The organism is Paraburkholderia sp. RCC_158 (assembly GCF_041355255.1).
Taxonomy (GTDB): Bacteria; Pseudomonadota; Gammaproteobacteria; order Burkholderiales; family Burkholderiaceae; genus Paraburkholderia; species Paraburkholderia graminis.
Genome location: NZ_JBFUPM010000016.1, coordinates 50,203 through 66,914, shown reverse-complemented (window position 1 = coordinate 66,914; position 16,712 = coordinate 50,203). Strand labels below are relative to the sequence as shown.

Annotated in this window: 17 protein-coding genes; 11 read left to right on the top strand and 6 right to left on the bottom strand. The window is 60.8% G+C overall.

What is annotated here, in order from left to right; genetic code table 11:
- Nucleotides 1-18: 18 nt before the first annotated feature.
- The 4 genes from AB6809_RS25905 to AB6809_RS25890 form a co-directional block, all read right to left on the bottom strand.
- Nucleotides 19-861, bottom strand: a complete 843-nt coding sequence (locus AB6809_RS25905; protein ID WP_006050345.1) for an ABC transporter ATP-binding protein — start codon at nt 859-861, stop codon at nt 19-21.
- 37 nt (nt 862-898) lie between these two features.
- Nucleotides 899-1,789 carry an ABC transporter permease gene (locus tag AB6809_RS25900; RefSeq protein ID WP_371027451.1) on the bottom strand — a complete coding sequence of 297 codons (891 nt, stop codon included), beginning with the start codon at nt 1,787-1,789 and terminating at the stop codon, nt 899-901.
- Between the two features lie 63 nt (nt 1,790-1,852).
- On the bottom strand, nt 1,853-2,716 hold the full coding sequence (locus AB6809_RS25895; RefSeq protein ID WP_371027450.1) for an ABC transporter permease: 864 nt from the start codon (nt 2,714-2,716) through the stop codon (nt 1,853-1,855).
- Nucleotides 2,717-2,732: 16 nt separating this feature from the next.
- Nucleotides 2,733-3,800, bottom strand: a complete 1,068-nt coding sequence (locus tag AB6809_RS25890) for an ABC transporter substrate-binding protein (protein WP_371027449.1) — start codon at nt 3,798-3,800, stop codon at nt 2,733-2,735.
- 277 nt (nt 3,801-4,077) lie between these two features.
- On the opposite strand from AB6809_RS25890, the gene AB6809_RS25885 reads away from it, so the two are divergent.
- Nucleotides 4,078-5,571, top strand: coding sequence for an MFS transporter (locus AB6809_RS25885; protein ID WP_371027448.1), 1,494 nt, complete (start codon nt 4,078-4,080; stop codon nt 5,569-5,571).
- A 1-nt stretch (nt 5,572) separates the two neighbouring features.
- Here AB6809_RS25885 and AB6809_RS25880 read toward each other — a convergent pair whose 3' ends face one another.
- Nucleotides 5,573-5,788 (bottom strand): hypothetical protein, encoded by a 216-nt coding sequence (locus tag AB6809_RS25880; RefSeq protein WP_006050340.1) that lies wholly within the window; start codon nt 5,786-5,788, stop codon nt 5,573-5,575.
- A gap of 270 nt (nt 5,789-6,058) precedes the next feature.
- On the opposite strand from AB6809_RS25880, the gene AB6809_RS25875 reads away from it, so the two are divergent.
- From AB6809_RS25875 to AB6809_RS25855, 5 genes are all read left to right on the top strand, one after another.
- A complete protein-coding gene (locus AB6809_RS25875) occupies nt 6,059-6,331 on the top strand; it encodes a hypothetical protein (protein ID WP_029968999.1) in 273 nt (90 codons plus the stop codon).
- Between the two features lie 39 nt (nt 6,332-6,370).
- A complete protein-coding gene (locus AB6809_RS25870) occupies nt 6,371-6,595 on the top strand; it encodes a hypothetical protein (RefSeq protein WP_083803830.1) in 225 nt (74 codons plus the stop codon).
- Between the two features lie 136 nt (nt 6,596-6,731).
- Nucleotides 6,732-7,844 carry a patatin-like phospholipase family protein gene (locus AB6809_RS25865; protein WP_371027447.1) on the top strand — a complete coding sequence of 371 codons (1,113 nt, stop codon included), beginning with the start codon at nt 6,732-6,734 and terminating at the stop codon, nt 7,842-7,844.
- Nucleotides 7,845-7,874: 30 nt separating this feature from the next.
- Nucleotides 7,875-8,615: a DUF421 domain-containing protein gene (locus AB6809_RS25860; RefSeq protein ID WP_371027446.1), complete on the top strand. Its 741-nt coding sequence runs from the start codon at nt 7,875-7,877 to the stop codon at nt 8,613-8,615.
- Nucleotides 8,615-9,316, top strand: coding sequence for a DUF421 domain-containing protein (locus AB6809_RS25855; RefSeq protein ID WP_161966596.1), 702 nt, complete (start codon nt 8,615-8,617; stop codon nt 9,314-9,316). The genes AB6809_RS25860 and AB6809_RS25855 overlap by 1 nt, the downstream gene beginning before the upstream one ends.
- A gap of 50 nt (nt 9,317-9,366) precedes the next feature.
- On the opposite strand, the gene AB6809_RS25850 is transcribed toward AB6809_RS25855, so the two are convergent.
- On the bottom strand, nt 9,367-10,398 hold the full coding sequence (locus AB6809_RS25850) for an AraC family transcriptional regulator (protein WP_371027445.1): 1,032 nt from the start codon (nt 10,396-10,398) through the stop codon (nt 9,367-9,369).
- A 280-nt stretch (nt 10,399-10,678) separates the two neighbouring features.
- Here AB6809_RS25850 and AB6809_RS25845 point away from each other — a divergent pair, with 280 nt between their 5' ends.
- From AB6809_RS25845 to AB6809_RS25825, 5 genes are all read left to right on the top strand, one after another.
- Complete coding sequence (locus AB6809_RS25845) at nt 10,679-11,617, top strand: 3-keto-5-aminohexanoate cleavage protein (RefSeq protein ID WP_371027443.1); 939 nt, start codon at nt 10,679-10,681, stop codon at nt 11,615-11,617.
- A 136-nt stretch (nt 11,618-11,753) separates the two neighbouring features.
- Nucleotides 11,754-13,109 (top strand): MFS transporter, encoded by a 1,356-nt coding sequence (locus tag AB6809_RS25840; RefSeq protein WP_371027491.1) that lies wholly within the window; start codon nt 11,754-11,756, stop codon nt 13,107-13,109.
- Between the two features lie 79 nt (nt 13,110-13,188).
- Nucleotides 13,189-13,980, top strand: a complete 792-nt coding sequence (locus AB6809_RS25835; protein ID WP_310031852.1) for an SDR family oxidoreductase — start codon at nt 13,189-13,191, stop codon at nt 13,978-13,980.
- Between the two features lie 47 nt (nt 13,981-14,027).
- Complete coding sequence (locus tag AB6809_RS25830) at nt 14,028-14,768, top strand: beta-ketoacyl-ACP reductase (RefSeq protein ID WP_310031849.1); 741 nt, start codon at nt 14,028-14,030, stop codon at nt 14,766-14,768.
- 65 nt (nt 14,769-14,833) lie between these two features.
- Nucleotides 14,834-16,561: a tannase/feruloyl esterase family alpha/beta hydrolase gene (locus AB6809_RS25825; protein WP_371027442.1), complete on the top strand. Its 1,728-nt coding sequence runs from the start codon at nt 14,834-14,836 to the stop codon at nt 16,559-16,561.
- Nucleotides 16,562-16,712 lie beyond the last annotated feature (151 nt).

The following is a 16,712-nucleotide window of genomic DNA, read 5'->3' as shown; positions in this document are numbered from 1 at the left end:
GTGGGAATGCCGCGAGCGTCACCACGCGAGCCGCCATTCGGTGATCGGCGGATTGACTATCGGAATGCGCGTGCCGCCGTGCGGCGTATCGTCCTCGTGCCCGGCGAAATCGGCCAGCACTTCCTCGCGCAAACGAATGAAGCGGGGATCGTTGCGATCGCGCGGACGCGGCAGCGCGACATCCACGATCCGTTTGATCCGGCCCGGCCGCGGCGCCATCGTGACGACCCGATCGCCGAGATAAAGCGCTTCGTCCACGTCGTGCGTGACGAGAATCATCGTGATGCCTTCGTGTTCCCAGATGCGTTGCAACTCGTCTTGCAAGCGGCCGCGCGTGAGCGCGTCGAGCGCACTGAACGGTTCGTCGAGCAGAAGCACGCGTGGCCGGTTCACGAGGCCGCGCGCGATCGCCACACGCTGCGCCATGCCGCCCGACAACTGATGCGGATACGCATGCTCGAAACCGTTCAGGCCGACGAGCGCGATGTGCTGCGCGACCGCATCGCGCTTCTGTTTCGCCGATAGCGGCGCATTGCGCAACGCGGCCAGAACGTTTTGCGACGCCGTGAGCCACGGAAACAGTCGATGATCCTGAAACACGATGCCGCGCTCGAGCGACGTGTCGCGCACCTTGTCTCCGGCGACGACAATCTCGCCGTTGTAATCGGTATCGAGTCCCGCGATCAACCGCAGCAACGTCGATTTACCGCAACCGCTCGATCCGAGCACGCTGACGAATTCGCCGGGGCGTACCCGCAGGCTGATGTCGTCGAGAACCGCGAGCGGCGTACCGTCTTGCCGCGCGTAGCGCTTGCTGACGTGGAGAATGTCGATGCTGTCGGACAGCGTGGAAGACGTCATGTGCGGACCTCGGTGTGCAATGCAATGTGTGGCGTGTTCATCGGGCGGCCGCCTGCGAACGGCGCGCAAACATCGCCCGTTCGACCGCGCGCGCCAATGCGTTCAGCGCCCAGCCGGTCACGCCGACCACGACCACGCCGAACAGCACCAGATCCATGCGGAACTGCTCGCTGCCGTCGATCAGCGTATTGCCGATTCCGCTGCCTGCCACGAGCAGATATTCCGCGCCCAGCGTCGCAAGCCACGAATAGATCAGCGCGAGATAGAGGCCCGTGAAAATCGACGGCAGCGCGGCCGGCAGAATGACTGCGCGGATCAGTTGCCAGCGCGAATAGCGAAAAGTGCGCGCGACTTCGATGTACGCGCGCGGCACCGCATGAATGCCGTCACACGTATGCGCGGCGACGGGCAGCAACGCAGCGAGCGAGAGAAACACGACCTTCGCTGCATCGCCGAGACCGAACCACACGGAAATCAACGGAATCCACGCGAACAGCGAAATCTGCTTGAACGTGTCGAAGCTCGGGCCGATCATGCGCGTGGCGAGCCGCGAGAAGCCGAGCGCGCTGCCGAGCAGCAGGCCGCCTAGCGTGCCGATCACGAAACCGCTTGCTTCACGCGCGAGCGACGCGGAAAGCGCCTTGAACAGCGCGCCGCTGACGATTTGCTGCCAGGCGGTGGCCAGCACCTGCGCGGGGCTGACGAGCAAGCCGCTCTTGACGACGTGCGCTTCGGAGATCGCCCACCAGATTGCAATGGCCGCAATCGGCAAGACGGCGCCGCGCCAGTCGACGCGTGCGATCAGTGGCTTGCGTGGTCGCGCGGCGCGTGCGAAGGCGGCGGGCACGTTGTCGCCGCAGTCGCACGACAACGTCTTCGTCGACTGCTTAGATGCTTCGGCGGACCGTTTAAAGACAGCAAGACTCATCGTGAATACCTCATGGGCGATGCGACGCGATGCGGCCCGGCAATGGGTCGTCGCTACTCGTCATTACTCGCGAAACGCCGACGGTTGACCGCGCCGCAAGCGCGCTTCGAGTGCGTCGAGCGAACGATTCATCGCGTAACCGATAGCGCCGACTACGACGACCGACGCCATCACCAGATCGAGCTGAAACAGTTGCCGGCCATAGACGATCAGATAGCCGAGCCCTTCCGAAGACGCGACCAGTTCGACGACCACCAGTGCGAGCCAGGCCTTGGTGAACGCGAGCCGTACGCCTGTCGCGAGCGTGGGCACGGCGGCGGGCACGACCAGATAGACGATCCGTTGCCAGCGCTTGTACGCAAAGACACGCGCGACTTCATCGAGCGATGCGGGCGTCTGGCGAAACCCTTGCAGCGTGCTCAACGTCACCGGAACAAGCGCGGCATGGGCGATCAGAATGTATTTGAGCGGCTCGCCGACGCCGACGAGCAGCAGCAGAAACGGCAGCCAGCCGAGCACCGGAATCTGCACGAGCGCATTGAAGGTCGGCAGCACATACGCTTCGAAAGTGCGAGACAGACCGAGCGCCGCGCCGAGCGCGAAGCCGAGCAGCGTGCCCGCAGCGAAGCCGACCAGCACACGTTGCAGACTGATCAACGTATTGCTTGCGAGATCGCCGCTTCTCGCCAGTTCGACGAAGGTGTCGAACACGCGCTCGGGCGGCGGCAAGATCTGCGGCGCGATCCAGCCGCGCTCGCAACCGGTCGCCCATAAGGCGAGCAGCACGGCCGGCAACACCCAGGGCGCGAGGCGCCAGGCAAGCGCGCGCAGCCGCGCATTGCGACGTGGCGGCGCCGCGGGCAACTCGCGCGCCGCTGCGTCGTGGCCGAACCGCTCGTTGCCGGCATCAAGTGCGGTTTCGCTCATCGTGATCGCTCCCGTGTTAGCCGAGCGGCTTGCCGGCGGCGTCGTAGCGCGTCCAGTAATGGTCGAGTTTCTGCGTGCGCAATGCGTTGTCGAGATACTTGGTCTCGAACCAGTTATCGACCTCGACGGGCTGACGGATCAGCTTGAGTTTCAGCGCATCGGCCGCGACGGCCTTGTAGCGCGCGACGATGAACGGGTCGATCAACGGCGAGTTGCGGTCTTTGAGTGTTTGATTCGCGAACTCCGCCTGCCATGACGCATACGGCACGCCGCTCTTGGACCACAGCTTGAAGAGCGCATCGCGGTTCGCTTCATCGGACGACCATTGCGCGCCTTTGACGAGCACGTTGACGACCCGTTGCACGACATCGGGATGCGCGCGATCGAAGTCGTCGAGCACGAGCAGATGCGCCTGACGCGTGAATTGCGGTCCATCGTTCTGCGACTCGTAGACGATCTTCGCGAGGCCCTGATCGCGCAGCTTGTACAGGTGGTAATCGTTGACCGACGCGTCGATCCCCTTGGATGCCAGCGCGGCCAGCGAACTCGCGGAATCGAGATTGATCACGCGAAGATCGCGCTCATCGATCTGATTGGCGGCGAGCGCATTGTCCGCGACGAGCTGCAGATTGGTGCCGCGAAAGATCGACACGCGCCGGCCTTTGAGGCCTTTGATCGAACGAATGTCCGAATCCGTCGGCACAGCGATCTTGATGCCGACGCGGACGCCCGAGGCGAGCAGCAGGCGCGTCTTCAAACCGTTGGCGCGGCCGAGTACCGAGGGCAAATCGCCCTGATAGGCGAAGTCGAGCGCGTTGTTGGCGATCGCTTCGTTGACGGCGGGGCCGGCTCCCTTGAAGAACAGCCATTCGACCTTGATGCCGTCGGCGGCAAATTCTTTTTCGAGCGACTGCTGCAATTGCACGGTGGCTGCAGGCGATCCACCAAACGTAGGCGGGTCGCCATTACCCTGTTGCGCGACGCCGATGCGAATCACCGCCGGCTTGTCGGCATAGGCGTGAACCGCGGCGAGCGACAGCGCCGCCACGGCGAAGAAAGATTTCAGCAGACGGAAATAGCGCATGCGGCAATACCGGTCGATGGAAGGGAAAAGAAGTACGAATGCTCTGGCGGGCAGAGACCTGGCACTACACGTTAGATTCGCGTGCCGTCGAATCCAACCAATCATTGCTGATAAGAAAATCTGCAGTAGTTCGAATCGCGTGACTGAATGCCGTCATGCGGCACGAGCCGCATGCAAGTACGCAATTCCCGATTTGCATAGTTAAATTCGTCGTTTTGCCCGCATAGATTGCATGGCTACCATGCGACGCTTCAGCCATTCATGCGAACGCGAGATCATGTCCACTGTTGCTTTTCCCTCCACCGAAGCCGATCCGCAAACGTCTGCCGGCAACGCGGCGCGTCCCACCGTCATTCGCAATGCGCAGGACGTGTCGCGCATCGTCAGCGCAGGCGCCGCGAAAGGCAGTAATGCGCGGATCGTGATTGCGATTGCATTGGGTGGTGTCTTTCTCGATGCTTACGATCTGACGTCGCTCGCTTACGGGATCAAGGACATCGCGCGCCAGTTTTCGTTGTCGCCGGTTCAGGTGGGATTCGTGTCGTCGGCCATCACCTTTGGCGCGATTCTCGGCGCGCTGTTCGGCGGGTATCTGACCGATCGCATCGGCCGTTATCGCGTGTTCATGGCCGACATGCTGTTCTTCGTGGTCGCGGCGATCGCGGCCGGCCTCGCGCCGAACGCGTGGGTGCTCGGCGGCGCGCGCTTTTTGATGGGCTTCGGCGTGGGGCTCGATTTGCCGGTGGCGATGGCGTTTCTCGCCGAGTTCTCGCGCGTGGCAGGCAAGGGCAACAAGGCGGCGAGCGTCGCTGCGTGGTGCCCCGCATGGTACGCGGCGACGAGTACCTGCTATCTGCTGATTCTTGGGTTGTACGCGATTCTGCCCGAGCATCAACTGGGCTGGCTATGGCGTTTGACGCTCGCATTCGGCGCGGTGCCGGCCATCGCGATCATTCTCGTGCGTAGCCGCTATATCAGCGAGTCGCCTGTTTGGGCCGCGAATCAGGGCGATCTCGAGGAGGCCGCGCGCATCCTGAAGCGCTCTTACGGCATCGACGCAGTAGTCGAACGAAGCGCGACGCCGCAGAAGGCGCCGCGCGCGGCATCGTGGCGCAACTACGGGGTTCTGTTCAACGCCACTTACCGTCGCCGCACGATTCTTGCCGCGGTGATCGGCAGTGCTTCGTCATTCGGCTATAACGCGATCATCTTCGGCTTGCCGGTGATCATCACGAGTTTCTTCCAGCAGGGGCCGCTCACGACGATTGTCGCGGCACTCGCGCTGAATCTCGCATTTGCATTCGTCGGCGGGCTGATCGGCGTGCGCACCGCGCCGACCGTCGGCGCGTGGAAAATGACTGTGCTCGGGCACGCGCTGCAATTCGCGTCGCTGATCGGACTCGCGCTGATCGGCAAACCGGGCAGCGGTGCGCTCGTGGTGGTCGCGATTCTTCTGCTCGGCGGCTATCTGTTCGGACAAGGTTTCGGACCCGGCTCGCATTCGATGACTTATGCGTCGCTGAGCTATCCGACCTCGCTGCGGGGAATCGGCGTCGGTTTTAACCAGACGCTGGTGCGTTCGGCGTCGACGGTCTCGCTGTTTCTATTTCCGGTGCTCGCTGCCGCGTTCGGTACGAAGGTCTTCTGGTTGATCGCCATCGCGCCGCTGACTTCGTTGCTCGTGCTGCTCGCAATCCGCTGGGAGCCGTCGGGATACGACATCGATGCCGAAGACTACGCGGAGCCGGGCGCGGTCACTGCCGCGCGTTAGGTCATGGGCTGACGATGTCGCGTGACAGCGCAGTCTGCAGGTCCACCAACGGCATGGCAGTCACGGTGACGGCGACCGATTCCGATTCCGGCAGCATGCCCGTAAGTGCCGCAAGTCCGGTTACGCAGATTGCGATGACCGCGCATGCGCCGATCACGACGATGCCGTTTTTATAGGCCGCGTTCGCTCGGAATGAGTTTGCAAAGAGCCGCATCATGACTGTCTCCTGGTGATGCGGCTAACATTTGCAACTACTGTGCCGACAGCGATGCGCTTATGCTCACCGCCCGCCGAGCCAGAGTGGGCGGGCATTCCATGGGAAGGGCGGGAGCGTAACGGCAAATCGATGTTGGGTCTGCCCAGACAGCCCGCATCGTTTTACTCCTCCGATACCAACACTCATCAGGTCCAGCTTTCCATTCCGGCGCCACGTCGCGGCGCGCGTCGGTTGCGCTAGACTGGCGCGGATAAACGGAAGGGGACCTGGATGATACGCAAGACGCTCAATGCCTCGCAGCTTCAGCAGGAGGTCAGCCGGCGAATCCATCGGTTGCAGGAAATCGTCGAGGATGGCGTGAAGATTCGCGTGCCGCGGCCGCAATTGCAGGACCCCGACAAGACGGGCTGCAACTGGAACATGACTCACTTCGGCAATGCGGTCGGGTTCGAGCGCGACGTGGAAGCGGTCCTCAAGGCGGTGCGTGCGGAATACAATCTCAGTACTGAGGCGAAAAGCAGCGGCAATCCGTTTGAGGACTAAGCGCTTGCCTCGAATAGAAAAAGTACTGGCAACCGACACATGGACCTTTGGATTCAACCTTGCGCGCAATGCGCGGAACTGTATGGCAAACCGGCGGCCGAGCCTCCGCACTCGGACCTGACGCTCAACGGCGTCGGTTCAGTGGAAGAGACGCGCCGCGAAGAGCACTACACGTGCAGCCGATGTCGCGCGGTCTTTGCGCGAATTCTTGCGGGGCCAGAGGCCCGGCAAATCTGGATGGTGCTGAACGCGGGTCAGCACTGAACGGCGCTTGGCTCGAGCTTGCGCGCGCGGCACTTTTGCGGCCGCAGTCCGGCGCGAGCGGCAGGAACGCGCGTTGCGGCGCTGCATGCTTTCTTTATCCTGATCCGCTTTGCGTGCGGAGAAGACGAGGAGCCGCATGCCGCCATCGACGATTGCACATAAAAAGCCTGCTCACCGGATTGCACTTGCATTGCAAGGCGGCGGCGCATTTGGCGCATTCCAGGCCGGCGTGCTCGAAGCATTGCACGACGCGGGTGTCGAAATCGACGCGTGCAGCGGGTCGTCGATTGGCGCCATCAATGCGGCGCTTTATTTCGGCAACGAGCCGTCGCGCAGGATAGAGCGGCTCAAAACCTTCTGGAATAGCGTGTCGGTGCCCGGCTCCGCGCTGCGCGAGCACGCGTTGCAACTATGGCCGCCGCGCGGCGCGCTCGAACATCGAACGGTGAGACGCATGCTCGCCGAAGCCGACCAAACGTACGCGCTGCAATTCGGGTTGCCGGGGTTCTTCGTGCGGCGCGTGGATATTCCGTGGGTCGCAGGCACAGGCAATCCGGGCGATGCGAGCGTATTCGACACACGACCACTCGTTCGCACGCTGTCGAACCTATGCGACTTCGAACTGCTCAATCGCAGCCCCGTCCAGGTCAGTGTGGTGGCTGCGAACGTGGCGACGGGCGCGGCGCGCTACTTCGTCAATCACGACGATGGACTCGATGGCGCCATGATCATGGCGTCGGGCGCGCTGCCGCCGTGGTTTCCAGCCGTCGAAATAGACGGCGCCTGGTACTGGGATGGTTCGCTCGTGACCGGCGCGCCCGTGCGCCATCTGCTGGCGAACGCACCGCCTGGTGTGAGCACCACCATTTTGCGCGCCGACTTATGGAGTTGCGATGGCCCGCTTGCGGACAATCTCGTCGACGTGGACATTCGCCTCAAGAACATCCAGCACGCAAGCAGAGCGGCGTTCTTCAACGAAACGCGTGAGGAATCACAGCGTTTGAAGTCTTTGCTTGCGTACGCGCTCGAGTGCATCGACGGCGAAAAGAGGCAGAGCGACCCGCAACTGATCAATGCAGCGGCGCTTGCGCAGCCGGACAATGTACGCATCGTGCCGGTGGATTACGAGCGCTCGCAATGTGAAGCGCATTTCAAGGACTCGCAGTTCGGCAAGACCGCCATCGACGAGCACTGGAACAATGGGCGACGAGTGGCCGAAGCGGCGCTCTCGCAGATGCAAAGTGCCTGAATTGCCTTGCGCGGTCTTCAGGCATGCGCCATGCGCTACGTGTCCCACCAGGCCACTGCTGCGCATACCGTCGTGGAAAACCATCCCTTCAGCCTTACGGATTGGCACCGCTTTCTTTTCGGGAACACGTCATCGCTGTTCCTGCTTGAAGTACTGCTGCGAACCGGCGTGACCTATGTACTGCTCGTCATCGCAATGCGTCTGCTCGGGCGCCGCGTGGCGGCTCAATACACATTGTTCGAAATTTCGATTGTGGTCACACTCGCGGCGGCCATCGGCGTGCCGTTGCAGGCGTCGAACCGGGGGATGCTGCCGCCGCTGGTGATTGCACTCGTCGCAATCGTATTGCAGCGTCTCATTGCCCGGCTCGGCACCACACACCGGCGGCTCGAAACGCTTATTTCAACCGACGTCACGCTGCTCGTCAGCGAAGGCCGGCTCGAAATGGACGAGTTGGCGCGTGCCGCGATGCCGCGCGAAAAAGTATTCGAAGCAATGCGGATCAAGGGCTGGCAACACCTTGGACAGATTAGCCGGCTCTATATGGAGCCCTCGGGTTCTTTCTCGTTCATTCCCGCCAGACCGTCGAAGCCGGGCCTCTCCGTGCTGCCGGCAATCGACAAGGAACTGCAGGAAGAAGGCCGCTTGCCAGGCTGGTCGGCGTGTCGTCATTGCGGCAACACGATTGAAAAGGAACACACAGACAATTTGCGATGCGAGAACTGCGGCTCGACTGAATGGACATGTGCAGTCAGGGAAGTGGAGGTTTGATGCAGCTCGTTCAGCGAATCCTGATTGGCGACGGACCCTGGGCGTTCTTATTGGAAGTGGTGGTCCGCGCGGCGCTTGTCTATGTGCTGCTGCTAGTGGCAATGCGCATGATGGGCAAGCGTGTTGCCGCGCAGTTGAGCATCACGGAACTCGCGGTGATTCTCATGCTGGGCGCTGCGATTGGCGTTCCGATTCAGGTGTCGTCGCAAGGCATTTTGCCGGCGGCTATCGTGCTGTTTACCGTCGTCGCGCTTCAGCGCATGAGTTCGAGAGCCGGCCTGCGGTGGCGAAAATTTCAGGTAGCGCAGGAAGGCGACGTGACCATGCTCGTGAAGGACGGCAGAATTCTTCTCGACGAGCTCAAGACAAGCGAGGTGTCCCGCGAAATGCTCGCGTCGGAACTTCGTGCTGCAAACGTCGCGCATCTGGGACAGTTACGCCGGGTTTATCTGGAGTCGTCCGGTTCTATTAGCCTCGTGTGGAGAAAGCACGAACGCCCCGGCTTGACGGTTCGGCCGGACATGGAGTGCTCGCTTCTCGATGCGATCGGCGCCGACGGCTACTTCGCATGCTGGAGTTGCGGTGCGACCGTCGATACCGAGAACCGGCCGACCGAGCCGTGTTCCGCGTGTCGTTCGATGCGATGGGAATCGGCGGTGCAATTGCCGCAGAAGCCGAAAGTCGAAGAGAAGACGGAATGAAGCCTTTGAAAAGAACTACAAAGCCACTATAAAAACAGCCATAAAGCGACTCATGACTCGTCGCGAATCTCGCCAGGTCCCTTGCCGGTCCAGCGCTTCAATGCTCTGCGGAAGTTAGCGGTGTCGCTAAAGCCGACCAGCATGGCGACGTCGTCGGTGCTGAGCTTGGTCGTTTTAAGGTACTCGGTGGCGAGCGAGCAGCGGACGTCGTCGACAATTGCGACGAACGACGTGCCTTCCGATTCGAGTCGGCGCCTCAACGTTCGGCTCGTCATTTTGAGTGCTTCGGCCACGGTTTCCATGCTCGGAAAAACGCCGGGCTTGCGCATTAAAAGCTGATACACCTCGCCGGATGCACCCGATGATGTTTTCGCTTGCCCGATCAGTCTGTCGCACGTCTCCTGCAAAAGCGCAGCCGAATGCCGATGTGCCAGGTGCGGCTTAACTTCGAGTATGGCGCTGTCGTAGATCAACTGGCATTCGTCGGCGTCGAACTCGCACGGGCAACCCAGGTACTCGCGGTATATCGCGGCATGCTCGGGCGCGGGATAAGAGAAGCGCGCAAGTACCGGCGGGCAGCTTCTTCCCGCGACGTCCTGAAGATGCGTGACGTGCTGCGTGTACTGCTGTTCCAGAAGAAACTGCTGGACGTCGTGCGGCAAATTCGAAGAAAAGGCGTCAGGAAAAGTCCACACAGAAGTATCGGGATTTTCGGTCCACTCGATCGTGATAGTCGGCGTGGCGAGCCGATGGTATTTGACGCCGAGCCGGAAGTAGTCGCGCAACGAAAGGCACGACATCAGCGCATAGCCGTACATGCCATAGGCGGCGAGATGAAGACGTGCTCCCGTTTTGAAAGGAATACTTGGATCGGATGAAAGACTGACGGCGTTTCTGCATACCATCGCGTATTGCCGCACCGAGGTCATGACCGACGCGTCGTAGATCTGGTCGGGCTCGACGCCGCTTCCCTTGAGGCTCTGTTCGGGGGCAATGCCTTGCTCCGCGAGTACTTCCACCAGCGCCGCGATCTTGTACGGCGCGTAGATGCGCTCGTTCAACAGCGGAAATTTCGCCGACACCGTGCCTCCCGTGGATGTCCTCGTGGGACATCAGCTTGTCCGAAATTGACCTTACATACTGAATCGTATCTCACTACTATCAATGGGACAAGAGACGGGTCCGCATTGCAGTTGTGCGATTCGCAAACCTGTTGGAGACAAGCATGCAAATCCACCATCCCCGTGATCTCGCGCCTTTGGCGCTCGTGGCAATCGGCCTGACGCGCGTCATTGCGTCAGAGGCCGCATTCGCCCCGGCTTCCGAGCACTCTGCATCAGCCGCAACACGATAGGTATTGAAATGGGAAATTCGACCAGTAAAGTCATCATTACGTGCGCAGTGACAGGCTCGGCGCATGTACCGTCGATGTCGGAATATCTGCCGCTCACGCCCGATGACATCAAGACTCAAGCACTCGAGGCCGCCGAGGCCGGCGCCGCGATTCTTCATCTGCATGCACGCAATCCGCAAGACGGCCGGCCCACGCCTGCGCCCGAAGTGTTCCGCCAGTTCGTGCCCGCGATTGCCGCGCAGACCGACGCGGTCATCAACATCTCCACTGGCGGCAGCACGCGCATGACGCTCGACGAGCGTTTGGCCTACGCACGCGTCGCCAGACCCGAGATGTGCTCGCTGAACATGGGCTCGATGAACTTCTCGCTGCATCCGGTCGCGGCCCGAATCTCTTCCTGGCGATTCGATTGGGAGAAGGAATACGTCGAAGGCATGGAGGACATGATCTTCCGGAACACGTTCCGCGATATCAGGAACATCCTCACCGAGTTTCATGACTACGGCACGCGTTTCGAATTCGAATGCTACGACGTCGGGCATTTGTATAACCTCGCGTACTTCATCGATATCGGACTGATCAAGCCGCCGTTTTTTATTCAGTCCGTATTCGGCATTCTCGGCGGCATCGGTCCTGATCCAGAGAACCTTGCATTGATGCGTTCGACCGCCGACCGTCTATTCGGACGTGAAAACTATCAGTTTTCTATTCTTGGCGCCGGCCGTCATCAGATGTCGCTCGTGACGATGGGCGCCATCATGGGCGGCAACGTTCGCGTCGGTCTGGAAGACAGCGTCTACCTGTCGCGTGGCGTGAAGGCACAGTCGAATGCCGAGCAGGTCCGCAAGATTCGCCGAATTCTCGAAGAGCTTTCTTTCGAAATCGCGACACCGGCCGATGCCCGCGCCATGCTCGGATTGAAAGGGCGCGAAAGCGTCTCGCTTTAAGCATTGAGCATCAATGCAGATGGCATTGCGCGCAAAAGGTTCGCAAGCCGAAGTACTTTTTATCCTGCCGCGCCGGTTGGCAATCGCCCGACGCGCAACACAAGAAAAAACAGGCAGGACAATTTCCGGAGACATCATGACTGCAGCTACTATTGACCCCCGCCTCGGCGACACGCACTGGCGAGCGACTCGCAAGGCGATGGCGAGGCTCCTTCCGTTAATGTGCGCGATCTACTTCATGTCGTTTATCGACCGCACGAATGTTGCGCTGGCCAAGAGCGCACTCGCGGCCGATCTCGGCATTAGTGCGGCGGCCTACGGGCTGGGTGCCGGCATCTTCTTTATCGGTTATGCGCTTCTCGAAGTGCCCAGTAATCTGGCGGCGCACCGCGTCGGTCCGCGGGCCTGGATTGCGCGTATCGCCGTCACCTGGGGAGCGTTATCCACGGCGATGATGTTTGTGCAAGGCGAACTGTCCTTCTACGTTCTGCGGGTATTGCTTGGGGTCGCGGAAGCAGGGCTTTTTCCGGCCTTGATGTACATGGTGACGCTGTGGTTCGCGCCTAAAGACCGGGCGGTCGCCGTGGGCTGGATTTATACCGCTCCTTCCATTGCGCTCATTATCGGCAATCCGCTTGGTGCGGGGCTGATGCAACTGGGCGGAATCGGCGGTCTGCACGGATGGCAGTGGATGTTCCTGCTGGAAGGTCTGCCCACCATCGTGGTCGGCATCATCCTCTTTTTCAAGCTGCCGAACCGGCCCAGCGAGGTGAAGTGGCTCACGCCAGAGGAAGCACGGGCGCTCGAGGATAACGCGGTCATCGACACGCACGGTCACGCCGAACTCACGTCAGCGCACTGGATCGCTGCACTGAAACGTCCGACCACGGTACTCATTGCACTGATTTACTTTCTGAATCAGGTAGCGTTCGTGGGCCTGTACTTTTTCACTCCGTCGATTGTCGGACAGATGCATGTTAAGTCGCCGCTTCTCGTCGGCTTACTGTCGAGTAGTGTCGGCATTGGCTTTCTGCTCGGCGTGCTCACACTGCCGCGCATTCACCGCCGGATAAGCAATGACTGCGGCTTCCTGGGTGTGCTGACTGCGGGCGTGGTTATCACCGCGTGCGCATTTATCGCGACGAAAAATCAGGCGGCACAAATCACGCTGCTTGGCATCACCGGCTTTTTCGCAGGCGGCATTCTGCCTTCGTATTGGGCCGTGGCGATGAAGCGATTGCAAGGCGTGCAGGCTGCGGCCGGACTTGCTTTCATCAATACGATCGGCTTGTTGGGTGGCTTTGTCGGACCTTATCTTTTCGGGCTGGCCGAGACGATAACCGGCAGAAGCGACTCGGGCTTTAACGTCGTGGTCGTCGCATCGGTGCTCGGCCTGTGTCTCGTGCCGCTCCTTGCGAAAGCCATCCGGGCTGCGGATCGTCCGATCCCGGCGACGGCCAATGGCGCGCAACTCAACACATCCAAAAGCTGAATGCCGGCATCGCCTTGAAAGCGTATAAGCCCGGAAACAGCTTTATTCCCTATTCGATTTTATTTTGTTGGTGCGACACATGAATACTTTCGAGCTTCTCAAACCGAGGCCCGGTCTGCGCGTACTTATTTCCGGCGCAGCCGCGGGAATTGGAGCAGCCATTGCCGATGCATTTGTTCAAGCAGACGCACAGGTCTATATCTGCGACGTCGATGCGTCGGCGGTTGAAAAGGCCAAAGAGAGGAACCCAAAGCTCTACACCGGCGTCGCGGATGTGGCAAATCGCGAGCAGGTCGACCAGGTTATCGACGACGCGCGCGCGAGGCTCGGCGGACTCGACGTTCTGATCAACAACGCGGGCATCGCGGGTCCGACGGGCGGCGTCGAATCCATTCAACCGCACGACTGGGAACGAACCATTTCGACGAATCTCAACAGCCAGTACTACTTCCTGCATAAGGCCGTACCGCTGCTGAAAGAGACATCGGATTGCCCGGCGATCATTGCAATGTCGTCGGTGGCGGGGCGGCTCGGGTACGCGTTTCGCACGCCATACGCCGCGACCAAATGGGCGATTGTCGGACTGGTGAAGTCGCTGGCGGTCGAGCTTGGGCCCGAGAACATTCGCGTGAACGCCGTTCTGCCAGGCGTCGTGCAAGGCGAGCGAATGGACAGGGTGATCGCCGCGCGAGCCGAGTCGACGGGCGTGTCGTTCGACGAAATGAAAGAGCAGTACCTGAAAAAGATCTCACTGCGCCGGATGGTGACCGTCGACGACATTGCCGCGATGGCGCTATTCCTCGCATCGCCGGCGGGCTACAACATCACCGGGCAAGCCATCAGCGTGGATGGCAACGTCGAATATCTTTGACGGCATACCGACATCAAAACAACTCACTACCCAGGGACGCAGATCCAATGAGACTCAACGGTAAGGTTGCAATCGTCACAGGCGCGGGCCAGGGAATCGGCGCGGCGACGGCACTCAAATTCGCACGCGAAGGCGCGAGCGTCGCGGTATGCGACGTGAATGCCGATGCGGTGAAATCGGTGGTGGGCGCGTGCCGCGAGGCGGGCGCGCAAGCGGTGGGCTTCACCGTCAACGTGGCCGATCGTGAGTCAGTTCAGGATATGGCGGCCAGCGTGCAGGAGCGCTTCAAGCGCATCGACGTGCTGGTGAATAACGCGGGCATTACGCGTGATGCACGCTTGCAAAACATGACGGTCGAGCAATTCGAAGACGTCATGGATGTCAACCTGCGCGGCGTCTTTCACGCTACTCAAGCCGTGCTCGACTGCATGATCGGGCAGCAGGCCGGCGTGATTCTCAATGCGAGTTCGGTCGTCGGAATCTACGGCAATTACGGGCAGACGAACTACGCGGCGTCCAAGTTCGGCGTCATCGGATTCACGAAAACATGGAGCCGTGAACTCGGCCCTAAAGGCATCCGCGTGAACGCTGTCGCGCCGGGCTTTATCGACACGCCGATTCTGGCGACCGTACCCGGCGAAGTACTCGAGAAGATGAGAAACCAGGTCCCATTGCGGCGCCTGGGCAAGCCCGAAGAAATCGCCAACATCTACGCCTTTCTCGCGAGCGACGAAGCGAGTTATATCAACGGCGCTGTTATCGAAGCGTCTGGCGGCATGACGCTGTAGCGGCACAACGTGCAAGCAGCGCGCGGCATTTGCGTTGCGGAAAAGTCGGTCATAACGGAGACATCATGATTCGAGTTCACCTTCGCAATTGGAAAGTCGCGCGCGCTGCCGCGCTCCCTGCCGCGCTCGTTGTGGCGCTGTTGAGTACATCGGCGATTCCCGCATCCGGCATAGCTGCGACTCTGCCCGCCGGCCACGTGGCCGCGTGCGAGCGATTGCAAGGCTTTATCGTGCCGGCTTCGGAAATAGGCTTGCCGACCTCGGGAGCGGCCGTCACCGCCGTGAAGCCAGTCGCGGCCAGCGGAAGCGGAGCAACCGCGCTACCGGAATACTGCGAGGTCACCGGCAAGATCTCGCCACTCGACCGATCCGCGCCCGACATTCAATTCAAGGTCGCGTTGCCCGCACAATGGAACGACAAAGTCGTGATGTTCGGCGGCGGTGGCTTTGACGGCACGACTCCGAATGTGGCGGGCAACGTGCCCAATGGCCCGGTCGACCAACCCGTACCGCTTGGCCGCGGCTATGCAACGTTCGCAAGCGACTCGGGTCATCAGGCGAACGCGCTCGCCTCGCAGGACGGACGTTTTGGCCTGAACGACGAAGCGGTTAGAAATTTCGGCGGCGACGCATTAAAGAAAACCCACGACGCAGCGCTCGCGATCATCAAGGCCCGCTATGCGCATTTCCCACGCAAGGCTTACTTCGCAGGCGGCTCGACGGGCGGGCGCGAAGCTGTCACGGCAATCCAGCGCTGGCCATCGGATTGGGACGGTGCAATCGCATGGTATCCGGCATGGGACGACGCAGCGGCGCTACTCGGCGGTCAACGCATGAACCGCGCGCTGGCGAAACCGGGCGCTTATCTTTCCGTCGGCAAACGGCAGGCACTGTACGACGCGGCGATTGAGGCATGCGACGCGCTCGACGGCGTGGCAGACGGCCTGATCAGCGATCAGCAGCAATGCAACGCGCGATTCGATCCGTCTATTGCGACGCTCAACGGTGCTCCGTTGCGCTGCGCAAAGGGCGCGGACACCGGCGACAATTGCCTGTCGGACGCACAAATCGAAGCGCTGAAAACAATCAATACGTCCACCCACTTTCGCTTCCGGCTCGCGAGCGGCGAGACTCAATATCCTGGCTACAACGTATGGGGAGCCGACCTCGGCATCGTCACGCGCAGTTCTCCCGTCGAGCCTGTGGTTACGTTCCTCGCATTCGGCACCTCACAGCCGGCCAATCCGATGCCTTTGACGGCACCGTATATCAGCGTGCTGACCGATCAGTGGATCAAGTACTCGGTCACGCGCGACCCGAACTTCAATTCACTATCGCTCGATCCGGAGCAGCCGGGCGTATGGGCGAACCGTATCAGCGAACTCAGTTCGCAACTCGACGCAAGCACCGATATTGCTTCTTTCAAGGACCGTGGCGGGAAGCTGCTGCTCGTTCATGGATTATCCGATGTACTGGTCAGCACGCGTGCAACGGAGCAATATTATCGGCGGCTGCAAGCGCAATTCGGCGTTCGCCAGGTCGAGTCGTTCGTGCGCTTCTATGAGATTCCCGGAATGGGCCATGCGGCAAGCAGTACTTTTAACGCCACCTGGGATTCGCTGTCGGCGCTGCAACAATGGGTCGAAAGAGGCAAGGCTCCGGTCGCGCAGGTGACTACCGACACCGCGGGCGTTCCCGGTCGCACGCGGCCGCTATGCGATTATCCGAAATGGCCGCGTTATCAGGGCGGCGACGTGAATCAGGCTGCTTCATTCGAGTGTGTCGTGCAGTGAGCGAACGAACCGTGCAAGGGCCGCGGTGCGCGTGCGCGCGGTCGACGGATTCGGAGTCGGCACAAAACGCAGGCATCAAGGCACAAAACGCTGAGAGTTCCTGTTAGTTAAGAGCACAATTTATGGCCTATGCTGCATTGGCCACGCCCTG

Excerpts from the sequence above, each read along its gene's own strand:
- AB6809_RS25830 (WP_310031849.1), top strand. The coding sequence starts at position 14,028 with ATGAGACTCAACGGTAAGGTTGCAATCGTCACAGGCGCGGGCCAGGGA.
- AB6809_RS25845 (WP_371027443.1), top strand. The coding sequence starts at position 10,679 with ATGGGAAATTCGACCAGTAAAGTCATCATTACGTGCGCAGTGACAGGC.
- AB6809_RS25840 (WP_371027491.1), top strand. The coding sequence starts at position 11,754 with ATGACTGCAGCTACTATTGACCCCCGCCTCGGCGACACGCACTGGCGA.
- AB6809_RS25905 (WP_006050345.1), bottom strand. The coding sequence starts at position 861 with ATGACGTCTTCCACGCTGTCCGACAGCATCGACATTCTCCACGTCAGC.
- AB6809_RS25860 (WP_371027446.1), top strand. The coding sequence starts at position 7,875 with ATGCGCTACGTGTCCCACCAGGCCACTGCTGCGCATACCGTCGTGGAA.
- AB6809_RS25880 (WP_006050340.1), bottom strand. The coding sequence starts at position 5,788 with ATGATGCGGCTCTTTGCAAACTCATTCCGAGCGAACGCGGCCTATAAA.
- AB6809_RS25855 (WP_161966596.1), top strand. The coding sequence starts at position 8,615 with ATGCAGCTCGTTCAGCGAATCCTGATTGGCGACGGACCCTGGGCGTTC.
- AB6809_RS25885 (WP_371027448.1), top strand. The coding sequence starts at position 4,078 with ATGTCCACTGTTGCTTTTCCCTCCACCGAAGCCGATCCGCAAACGTCT.
- AB6809_RS25875 (WP_029968999.1), top strand. The coding sequence starts at position 6,059 with ATGATACGCAAGACGCTCAATGCCTCGCAGCTTCAGCAGGAGGTCAGC.
- AB6809_RS25825 (WP_371027442.1), top strand. The coding sequence starts at position 14,834 with ATGATTCGAGTTCACCTTCGCAATTGGAAAGTCGCGCGCGCTGCCGCG.
- AB6809_RS25835 (WP_310031852.1), top strand. The coding sequence starts at position 13,189 with ATGAATACTTTCGAGCTTCTCAAACCGAGGCCCGGTCTGCGCGTACTT.
- AB6809_RS25870 (WP_083803830.1), top strand. The coding sequence starts at position 6,371 with ATGGACCTTTGGATTCAACCTTGCGCGCAATGCGCGGAACTGTATGGC.
- AB6809_RS25865 (WP_371027447.1), top strand. The coding sequence starts at position 6,732 with ATGCCGCCATCGACGATTGCACATAAAAAGCCTGCTCACCGGATTGCA.
- AB6809_RS25900 (WP_371027451.1), bottom strand. The coding sequence starts at position 1,789 with ATGAGTCTTGCTGTCTTTAAACGGTCCGCCGAAGCATCTAAGCAGTCG.
- AB6809_RS25890 (WP_371027449.1), bottom strand. The coding sequence starts at position 3,800 with ATGCGCTATTTCCGTCTGCTGAAATCTTTCTTCGCCGTGGCGGCGCTG.
- AB6809_RS25895 (WP_371027450.1), bottom strand. The coding sequence starts at position 2,716 with ATGAGCGAAACCGCACTTGATGCCGGCAACGAGCGGTTCGGCCACGAC.